General features: G+C 56.1%; 7 protein-coding genes. 1 reads left to right on the top strand and 6 read right to left on the bottom strand.

Annotation, left to right across the window (positions count from 1 at the left end; translation table 11 throughout):
* The 6 genes from LBR61_14310 to LBR61_14285 form a co-directional block, all read right to left on the bottom strand.
* A partial coding sequence (locus tag LBR61_14310) for an ABC transporter permease (GenBank protein MDR1733256.1) occupies positions 1 to 1141 on the bottom strand: 1141 nt, incomplete at its 3' end.
* A gap of 2 nt (positions 1142 to 1143) precedes the next feature.
* Positions 1144 to 2220, bottom strand: a complete 1077-nt coding sequence (locus LBR61_14305; protein MDR1733255.1) for an ABC transporter permease — start codon at positions 2218 to 2220, stop codon at positions 1144 to 1146.
* The gene (locus tag LBR61_14300; protein ID MDR1733254.1) at positions 2221 to 3804 is read right to left on the bottom strand and encodes a sugar ABC transporter ATP-binding protein; all 1584 of its coding nucleotides are present in this window, start codon (positions 3802 to 3804) and stop codon (positions 2221 to 2223) included.
* Positions 3805 to 3914: 110 nt separating this feature from the next.
* Positions 3915 to 5024 (bottom strand): DUF3798 domain-containing protein, encoded by a 1110-nt coding sequence (locus tag LBR61_14295; protein MDR1733253.1) that lies wholly within the window; start codon positions 5022 to 5024, stop codon positions 3915 to 3917.
* 154 nt (positions 5025 to 5178) lie between these two features.
* Positions 5179 to 6408: a M20 family metallo-hydrolase gene (locus LBR61_14290; GenBank protein ID MDR1733252.1), complete on the bottom strand. Its 1230-nt coding sequence runs from the start codon at positions 6406 to 6408 to the stop codon at positions 5179 to 5181.
* Positions 6409 to 6420: 12 nt separating this feature from the next.
* Positions 6421 to 7422: a D-glycerate dehydrogenase gene (locus tag LBR61_14285; GenBank protein ID MDR1733251.1), complete on the bottom strand. Its 1002-nt coding sequence runs from the start codon at positions 7420 to 7422 to the stop codon at positions 6421 to 6423.
* Between the two features lie 683 nt (positions 7423 to 8105).
* Here LBR61_14285 and LBR61_14280 point away from each other — a divergent pair.
* Entirely contained in the window at positions 8106 to 9908 is a 1803-nt protein-coding gene (locus LBR61_14280; protein MDR1733250.1) for a response regulator, read from the top strand.
* The last annotated feature ends 170 nt before the right edge of the window (positions 9909 to 10078 follow it).

The raw sequence follows: 10078 nt of genomic DNA, 5'->3' as shown, positions 1-10078 counted from the left end.
ACGCCGAAGCTTTTTCGGCGCGGATTCGTTCTTTCTCCTGCCAGGCGTGCAGAGATAACGCCACGCATATAACCCCGTAGGAAATACATACTCTGAAATATTCCCCGATCTGGACGTCGTTCAGCAGATTTTTCCCCGCCAGGGGAGAGACGATGAAAAGCGTGTGGAAAAGCAGCGTTCCCAGAAGGGCCTGCCCCACGGTGGCCTTCTTCACCGACGCTCCGCCGATCAGGAGAGACGCTACGGCATAGGTCCCCACCTGAACGTGGCTGCCGTAGGTTTGAATGTTGCCCAGATTCTGTAAAAAGATGACCTGTCCCACAGCGGCAAACACCGTCGAGAAGATAATGGCGCTGACGCGCACTCTGTCCACGTCGATACCGGAAGTGGCCGCGATCCCCATGTCGTGCCCCACCGACCTGAAGTCCTGCCCCTGCTTCGTTTTGAACAGAAAATGCATGAGAATACACAGCCCCAGTATGAGCAGAAACGTCCCCACCGGGATACTTACGGGACGCGTGCGGGGAATTTGAAAGGAAAATCCCAGAAAATCTGTAAGACTCTGAATATCCTGCATGGAGATGTTCCACTTCAGAATGTTGTCGATCCCGTACTTCATCTGGGAAAGGTCGACGGTGTTGACAAGTCCGATTCCCGGCGTGCCGTCGGTTTTGACCTGCAGCAGGTTCGCGGCTCGCATGGGGATTATCCATCCCGCCAGAATCATGAAGACAAACTGATAGACCCCGTTGGCAAAGAAACTCAGAATGATGCTCGTGATCATCTCCTTGCCCTTCGCGTGGTTGAAAAGCACCCCCGTCATCCATCCCAGAAGAACCGCCAGAGGAACGGCAAAAATACAGGTCGTCAGAATGCCCGTCAGCCCCTCGAATCCCAGATTGACGGTTACGACGTATCCCGCCTGAGCCGCCATCGCCCCCAGGACGATGCCAAAATTCAGCCCCATCCCCGCCAAAATGGGAATGATCAGAGAAATGACAAAAAACGAGTTACGGGACAGACGGACAATAATTTCGTTGATCAGGGTAATGGGCATAAGTCCGGACCAATAGGCGCCCAACGCGCACAAAACGAGAAAAAGCAGAGGGACGGCGTGTTTTCGCAAAAATTTCATGCCCATTTTTAACGTGCCCCCTCGCTTTTGCGCGTCAGTGCGTAAAGAATAATGCCATTACTGACGATAATTCTGCAAATATCTGACATATTGTCCGTAAAAACGACGTTGGCCACCGGCATCGACACCACCAGAATCGACTGGAACAAAAACGTCCCCACCAGAGCGTGGGTTATGCCGGCGTTTCTCATGGACGCGCCGCCGATCAGAATCGACGCCACGGAAATGAACCCCATGAACAGCGGAGCGAGGTAAAGCTGAAGAAAACCGAAACTCTGCGAGTAGATGACGATTCCCACCGCCGCCAGAACATTGGAAAAAACCATCGCCAGGATCCTGTGCTTTTTTACGTTCAGGCCCGATGCCATGGCGAAACGGGGATTGTTGCCGACGGCGGTGATGGAAACTCCCACTCGGGAGCGCATCAGCGCCCGAACCAGAGCGCAGCAGACCGCCACAAACAAAAGCGTCCCCGCCGGAACCTCCACGGAAAAAATTTCAAAGGACCAGAGCGAATCAAGAATCCCGCCAAGACTGCCTTTCAGCGAAATCGTGTTGCGAAGGCCCTTTCCTCCGATGGCCCAGATCAGCTCCGGATTGGAGAAGGGCGCCACCGTCCAGAAAATGCACATGAGAGAGACGATGGAAAAGCCGAAATACGTTCCGACCGTCATTTCCTGCCCGCTGACGCCGTTCAGGAACGCTCCGTACAGCCACCCGCTCGCAATCGCCAGAATGACGGCGATGACCAAAGCCGCCACAAACGCCGTCAGCGGCGCCATGCTGTACTCCATCGACACCGCCATCCCCACCAGCCCGCAGACGATACCCAAAGGGAGCGCGAAATTCGGCCCCATCCCCCCCTGTATCGTGGGAATCATCGCAAGCGTCAAAACCACGTTCATGGCAAGCCGGGTCAGCATATTGGAAAAAAGCGAAGGCATGGGTAATTTCAGAAAATATGCCTGTATCAGAAGATAAATAAGAAACAGAACGATGATGAAACGCGCAAGCCCGAAATTTCTGGAAATTGAGGACAGTATCGATTCGCGTTTCAGGCCTTCATCGGAAGCCGGACTTTTCATTCACGCCACCTCGTTCCCATACTGAAGTTCTCCCGCCATCATCAGCCCAAACTCTCTGTCGGAGGCGTCGGGAGGCAGGATCCCGATGACGCTGCCGTTGTAAACAATGGCGATGCGGTGACAGATCGAACGCAACTCTCCCAGCTCCGACGACGTCATGACGATGGTCATCTGCCGTTCTCTGTTCAGGACCCTCAGGAGATCCAGCACCAGTTTTTTGGCCCCCACGTCGATGCCCCGGGTGGGCTCCGACACAAAAAGCAGGTCGGGCTCCAGCGTCAAAGCTCCGGCGATACAAACTTTCTGCTGGTTGCCCCCCGACAGATACCGGGTGTTCTGCCCCGGCCCCGTGCAGCGGATGTCCAGCTTTTCGATCATTTCGAGAGCATGGGCGCGCATTGCCCTGTAGTCCACCCGAAGGCCGTTCAAAAATTTCCCTCGGGCCTGCATCGCTTTTATGGCGATGTTCATCTCAATGGACTGGTCGAGCAGCAGCCCAACTCCGCGCCGATCCTCCGAAACAAAGGCCATTCCCTGAGAGAGCGCGTTCAGAGGGTCGTTCAGCGGCAAAGGTTTTCCATCTCTGTACACCTTTCCCGACGCCTCGCAGAGGCCCATCACGCCGTTCGCCACCCCGACTTTCCCCTGTCCCGCCAGCCCTCCGAGCCCCAGAATCTCACCTTTGAAAACTTCGAGGTCGAGGCTCTTCACGTGTTCTCCAGGCATTCGCACTTCCAGAGACTCGATTTTCAGGGACAGGTTGTCCGTCTCCCGCAGGGACGAGTTTCTGCTGTCCATGGTCAGGGCGAGATTCCGGCCCACCATGAGCTCCGCGAGCCGGTCGATGTTCGTCTCCGCGGCCGGCAGAGCGGCGACAACCTCCCCGTCGCGCAGGATGGTAACGCGGTCCGCCACGGATCGCACTTCGGCCAAACGATGCGTAATGAACAGAATGGACATTCCTTTGTCCCGAAGGTTTTTCATCGATTTCAGGAGGATGTCGGCCTCGCTTTCTCCCAGAACGGCCGTGGGTTCATCAAGAACAAGGAGGCGTATCCTCGGTTTGTCCAGTTCCCGGGCGATTTCCACGAACTGCATGTAGCTGACCGGAAGCCTTTCGACGAGCTCCGTTTCGTCCAGCGAAAAGTTCAGCATGTCCAGAACCGCCCGCACGTCGCTTCTCATGCGGGGAACGTCCAGCGTCTCGTATTTTTTGCCCACAAGGCCGCTCACCAGGTTGGGGCGGGTCATCTCCCGATTGAGCCTGACGTTTTCCGTCACGGTAAAACCCGGCACAAGCATGAATTCCTGATGAACCATTCCTATTCCCAAATCCATCGCATCCTGAGGCTTATCGATCCGGACGTTTTCTCCGTTAAAGCATATTTCGCCCTCGAAGCCCCCAGAGCCGAAGATCACCGGCATTCCAAAGAGAATGTTCATCAGAGTCGATTTTCCGGCCCCGTTTTCGCCGATAAGCGCGTGAATCTCGCCTTCTTCGATGTCGAGAGAGACGTTTTTCAGCACCCTGTTCCCGGCGTAATCTTTCGAGATATTTTTGAGCTGCAGCAGATGAGATTTCATACTGGCCGAACGACCTCCTTCTTTTCCGCCCCGAACCGGCTCAAATCAGGATGCCGGGAGACGGCCCTCCGCCCCCCGGCTCCCGTTGCAAATCTTAAAAACACACGAGATTATTTCTTATCGAAAACGATCGTTTCTCCCGCAAACATCAGAATATTTGGAGTCGAGTCGTCATATGTACGAATCTGAGTGCTCTCCCCCAGGTATTTGCGCATGTATTCTTCCATTTTAGGCCGGTCGTAACCCTTGATCTGACCGTCGATGACGCCGAAAAGGTAATCCACGGCCGCGTAGGTGATGTAAATGTTGCCCGGCTTCGTGGTGGTGCCGAAGCGTCCCGTAACGCCGGCTTCGTTGATTTTCTTCTGAATGGCGTCCAGCAGGTAGTCGACGTCTCCCTTCTTCTCGGGAGGAATCGAAAGCCCCAAAGCGCCGGGATAGCCAAGATAAGGGCTCGGGTCGCAGGCGTCGGCCATGATCGCCTTGTTTTCCACGGCGGCCTTCACCAGCGGCTCCATCATTCCCACGTTGGTCGTGTAGAAAGCCGTGTCCGGCCCGTATTTTTGAACCTGACGGGGAACGTCCTCCAGAACGAACTGCTGAGTTCCGGACAGACCGGCGTCTCCGGTGGGATCCGGAGCGTTCTGGAACACGAACGTCATGCCCAGCTTTTCACATTCCGCCTGCATGACGTTTCTCCGCTCCAGGAACTGCGGACGCGCCATATGCCGCGGGAAAGAGTAGAATACCAGCGTTTTCGCTCCCATTTTATGCGCCACAGGAACGGACAGCTTGCTGCGCATAACCTGGTCGTAGTCGAGGACGATGTCGTTTTTGGCCGACATGAGATGGGGCTCCTCGTGGGTCTGCACGCTGATGGTAAACAGGTCCGGACGGAACTCCTTCGCCTTTACGACGCCCGCCACGCAGCCCGGAACGGCCTGATTGAGAACGATGCCCTTAACGTCAGGGTCGTCCGCCAGACTCACGATCTGCTGAATCGTCGTTTCCTGCTCGTCCATAAACCGGTCGGGGTACGTGACGTGAACGATTCTGTCCGCGCCGTATTTCTTTATCATTTCCTCGGCAGCCCGATATTCTTCCTCGTTCTGCGACGTCGTTCCCGTCACGATGCCAACCTTCGCGGCCGCAAAAGCACCGCTCGCAAAAACAACCAGCATCGCTGCCGTCAGAAACGCCGCACAAATTTTTCTACACATTGTTTCAATCCTCCTCCTTCACTCTCGAACCATAAGAAAAATCCCTGTTACCCCGCTTTTCACAACACCTTGTTTTTTTTGTTTTGCGCCGCTCACCTCCCAACGCGAACAGACCCGCTAAATCTTAATCAGGCTTAATCCCTGATTAAAAGCATCAATAATCATTGAGCATCATGGCGGCGAAGACTTTGGCCTCGTTCAGCATGTGCTCGATTTTACAGCGTTCGTCCGGCATGTGGGCGGTGGCGTCGAGGGCCTGTTCCCACGCCAGGGCCGTCACTCCGGCCGTACGAGCCGGCGTGGCGCAGGTCGCGCCGCAGTGCCCGCCAAAACGCGGTTCGACGCCCAGAACCTCCCTGACGGCGCCGGAGGTGAGGCGGATGATCGGAGAGTCCAGCGACGGAAGCGCGGCGGGGTCCTGCCTGTTGGCGATGGTCACTTCGATGGTGGTTCCCGTACGTTTCGCAACGTCTTCAGATACCTGCCTGGCCAGCGCAATCACTTTGTCCAAGTCCGAACCGGGAAGCATCCTGCAGTCGAAGGCAAAACGCTCCATGCCGGGAACCGTGTTGATGTTGGCCACGTTTCCGAACCGTCGGGTCGGCTCGAAGGTGCTGGTCGCCGGGTCGAAGAGGTCGTTGGAGTCGGTGGAAATTTTGTGAAAAGCGCTGTCCAGCTCCACGGAGAGGAGGTTCGCCACCCGACAGGCGTTGATTCCCCGATTGGGAAGGGAGGCGTGAACCTGTTTGCCGTGAACAACGAACTCCAGCCACAGAGGACCCTTTTCTCCGATATACAGGATGTCTCCCTTTTCCGTCCCGATGTCCGGAACGAGGATGAGGTCGTCTTTTTTCAGGCGGTCGGTCATTTGATTGAAGCCGAAATGACTGCCCATTTCCTCGTCGGCCGCAAAGCAGAGAATCACCTCGCGTTTGGGGGATATTCCAAGTTTTTTCAGCGCGTACAGCGCATAAATGGAGGCCACCAGAGCCTGACCGTTATCCAGGGCTCCGCGCCCGTGAACGTAACCGTCTTTTACGAAAGGTTCGAAGGGATCATGGCTCCAGAGTTTTCTGTCTCCTTCGGGAACGACGTCGATGTGGGAAACGATCCACAGCCTTTCCCTCGAAACACCGGGGTAATTCACGATGAGGCTGGGACGTTTTCCCCCCGGCGCGCCGTCGTCCTTTACGAAAAACCACTCCGGATCAGGCAATTTGAGACTCTTCAAAATTTTCTCGATCAGCTCGGCTTTGGCCTGCTCTCCCGTTCCTCCATTGCGAGGCGTGACGGCGGGACAGCGAATCAGCGAGCAGAGGGCGTCCACCATTTCCTTCTCCAGATGTTCTATTTCCGTGAAAATTTTTTCTTTCTCCTTCACCATTGCTCTCCTCCTCTATTTGGAGGGCTCTTCAGGCCAGTCCTTCCAGACTTCCCGGTTCACGAGGCTTCTGGGTTTTTTGCCGTGCAGGACGGCAACGAGGTTTTCCGCCGACCGGGTGGCCATTCCGTCCCGGGCTACCCGACTGGCGCTCCCGATATGCGGCACCGTCGTCACGTTGGGGAGGGTCAGAAGCGGTTCGTCCAGCGGCACCGGCTCTTTGACGAACACGTCGAGCCCCGCGCCCTGAATCCACTTTTCGGAGCAGGCCCGGTAAAGCGCCGCCTGATCCACCAGCGGGCCACGGGCCGCGTTGACGAGGATGGCGGTTTTTTTCATCATCCGCAGTTCCTTCTCGCCGATGAGGTTCTTCGTTTTCTCGTTCAGGACGCAGTGCAGCGTGACGAAGTCGCTTTCCTTCAGCAGGTCTTCCAGGGGCAGATACCGCGCGCCCAGCTGTTTTTCAGCATCCGGCTTGCGCTCCGTGTCGAAGTAGATGACGTTCATATCGAAGCCCTTCGCCCGGCGCGCCACCGCCTGCCCGATTTGCCCGAACCCGATGATGCCGATGGTGGCTCCGGCGACCTCCACTCCCACCATGAGTTCGGGAGACCAGATCTTCCACCCTCCGGAACGCAGGAAATTACTGGATTCGATAATTCGGCGCGCGGACGCCAGAATGAGCGCGAAGGTCAGGTCCGCGGTGGCCGGAGTGAGAACTCCCGGCGTGTTGGTGACGCAAATCCCCCTTCGGGTCGCGGCCTCCACGTCGATGTTGTCGTATCCGACGGCATAGTTGCTGACCACTTTCAGCTTCGGAGCGGCGTTCAGCAGTTCTTCGTCCACCCGGATGGGCAGCCCCGAAAGCAATCCCTCCACGTCTTTGAGCTCCCTGAAGAGCTCCTCCCTGGGGGGCGCGCCCTCCTTCTCCCATATTTTGAAATCGACGCTGCCCCGCAGCAGCTTCAGCCCGGCCTCCTGAATCGGTAAACCCACATACGCTTTCGGCAAAGACATCTTTCCATCCCCCTCGTTTTCATTTTTTATATCTTTTTCTGAGTTTTTTCTTCAGTGCTTCCTACTCCGCGCCACAATGCGCAATTAAATTGATATTTTACAACATAGCGATTTTACAGCATAGCGACGGGAAAGTTCAGGACTTCATCCGTCTGGTGAAAATCCCTGTCGGTACGCTCCTTTTGAGCGCGGATTTAATCGTCACGAAAAATATCATTCAGAAAACATCGTAAAACGATAAAATATCTAACATATCTAACATATATCTAATAAACTTGACATATTCTTGTCGAAAAATGTAAAATGCAACCATAAATTCCAGATTAAATAAAAACATAAGTACGCTGGCGCGTGGCAGTACCAAAAGAGAAGAGCAAAGCGTTGGCAGTTATGGGTTTAACTACAATTTTATAGTTATGGTGTAAGCAAGCGTATATCTCTGCCGAAAATAAGGGGTTGACCATGGGAGACGGAGAGACGAGAGACGTTGCGGCCTGCGGCGCGGGAGAAAACCGGTTTTTTGGAGTTTCCTGTCGGCGGACAGAACGTCCGAAATTTGCAAAACCTGTAAAATCTGTAAAAAAATCGCAATTCTCACAGAGAAACCGCTTCGTCGAAGCGCCGCTTTCTGCAGCATTGACGTCTCCCATTTCAGAAATTTTAGAAACGAGGAGGGGGCCGTTATGACCCCTTCCGAGCATATGCAACGACAGAGGCGCGAAGTTCTGCGCGAAAGCAGGAAGCTCTCCAGAGCTCTGGCGCGGCAGGAGGCGAAGATCGAGCGATACCGAACCTTCGTCGCCATGAGCGGAATGATGGAGTCCTGTCGGGCGTTTGAGCGTCAAAAGCTGAGTCGGTACCTGCGGTTTCTGCTGATGTACTCCCGAAATCCCATTTTGCTGCTGGATCGGAAAGGGCGCGTGGTCCGCTGCGGCGACGCCTTTTTGAAAGCGGCCGGGCTCGACCGCTCTGAACAGGCGGAGGGACGGGATGCCTTCGAGGTTTTCCGCTCCATCCTGGGCGCGGAGTTCGCCCTCAGAGTGCGGAGATGGCTCCATGAAGCCGAAACCGGAGACAAAAAAAGCGCGGCGAGCCTCCGCTCCCTTTCACAGGGCCGGGAAGAACCGTGCCGGTACGAAGTTCACATCACCCCCGCGTTCGGCGTCGACGGCGAGTTCGAAGGGGCGATCGTCCTCTGTTACGACTCCGCCGGCTTGCGACGGGAACTGAGCGCGAAGGCCGACGTCCACAAAGCCTCGGCTGAGGTGAAAAATCACTTTCTGGCCTACATAAGCCACGAAATCCGGACGCCGGTGAGCGTCATCACCGGCATGGGCGACCTGATGCGGGTCGATAACCTGGACGAGGAACAGGCCCGGTATTTCTCGGACATCCAAAAGACTTCCCGTTCTTTGATGAGAGTCGTCAACGACATCCTGGAACTCTCCAGGATAGAGGCGGGGAAGCTGCCTCTGACCCTCGCGAGTTACGACATTTCCGCCCTTTTTTCCGACGTCTGCTCCTTCACGCGCTTCACCGTCCGGGACAAACCTCTGGATTTCCTGAGCTCCATCGCGCACGACATCCCGCCCGTGCTGTACGGCGACGAGACGCGGCTGCGCCGGGCGATCTCGAACATCCTGGACAGCGCTTTAGAGGGCATCGACCTGGAGCGTGTCGTGGGCATTGTCTCGGAGCGCGTCGAGAAGGGCCGCCTGCTCCTGAGCCTGACGCGGGAGAAACACAAGCGCGAAGAATGCGAAAAAGGTGAAGAAGGCGGCGATTTCCTGTCCATCCGGATCGAGGCCACGGACGGAGGCCGAGGGAAAGAAAAATTCGAAAGAATCTCGAAAATCGCGCCCGCGGGAACGGACACGGCCTGGGCGGATCTAACGGGAGAGACCCTCGGGTTATGCCTCGCGGCGCGGCTCGTGGAGATGATGGGCGGCGCAGTCACGGCAAGTCACGGAGAGGGCGGGCAAAACCAAAACAAAACCTCGGTTTTCACAATTCTGCTGCCCATAAGAGAGGGGAACCCCGAAGAGCTGGAGCGGTCGGGGGACTTCCCGCACGTCATGGTTCGTCCCGGAACGTCAGTTTTGGTAACGGACGACAACGTCGCCAACCTCCGCATCGCCGCCGGATACCTCGCGAAACACGGAATCGAACCGGATTTGGCGAAAAGCGGGGAACAGGCGCTGAAAATGGCGAGGGCCCACGACTACGATCTGGTTTTCGTGGACCACATGATGCCGGGGATGGATGGAATCCAAACCGCCCAGGCCATCAGAGCCCTGGGCGAAAGTCAGGACAAACTCCCCATCATCATGCTCTCCGCCAACGCGGACGAGGGCATGAGGGAGTTCTTCATCCAGTCGGGCCTCACCGACTATATCCCCAAACCGATAGAGCCATCGAAGCTGAACGACATTCTGGCGGCCTGGCTGCCAAAAGAACAAATCAAACCGAGAGAAGGGACGGCATGACGCTCGAAATTCGGGAAACATCCGGCGTAAGCGCCAAAAAGCACGAAAAAGGCGCTAAAAATTCGGGGGGGGGGGGGGGGTAAAAGTGGATGCCGTCTCGACACAGAGCAGATATCGGCGGCTCCGGCTGGCCAGTAATTCCAACGCCGTCATGCTCCTGGACAAAGACG

The sequence above is a fragment of the Synergistaceae bacterium genome, from assembly GCA_031272035.1.
Lineage (GTDB): Bacteria > Synergistota > Synergistia > Synergistales > Aminobacteriaceae > JAISSA01.
This window is presented reverse-complemented; position numbering and strand designations above follow the sequence as displayed.

What these genes read in the sequence shown, in the direction of transcription:
- LBR61_14295 (MDR1733253.1), bottom strand. Translation starts at nt 5,024, where the DNA reads ATGTGTAGAAAAATTTGTGCGGCGTTTCTGACGGCAGCGATGCTGGTT.
- LBR61_14285 (MDR1733251.1), bottom strand. Translation starts at nt 7,422, where the DNA reads ATGTCTTTGCCGAAAGCGTATGTGGGTTTACCGATTCAGGAGGCCGGG.
- LBR61_14300 (MDR1733254.1), bottom strand. Translation starts at nt 3,804, where the DNA reads ATGAAATCTCATCTGCTGCAGCTCAAAAATATCTCGAAAGATTACGCC.
- LBR61_14305 (MDR1733255.1), bottom strand. Translation starts at nt 2,220, where the DNA reads ATGAAAAGTCCGGCTTCCGATGAAGGCCTGAAACGCGAATCGATACTG.
- LBR61_14280 (MDR1733250.1), top strand. Translation starts at nt 8,106, where the DNA reads ATGACCCCTTCCGAGCATATGCAACGACAGAGGCGCGAAGTTCTGCGC.
- LBR61_14290 (MDR1733252.1), bottom strand. Translation starts at nt 6,408, where the DNA reads ATGGTGAAGGAGAAAGAAAAAATTTTCACGGAAATAGAACATCTGGAG.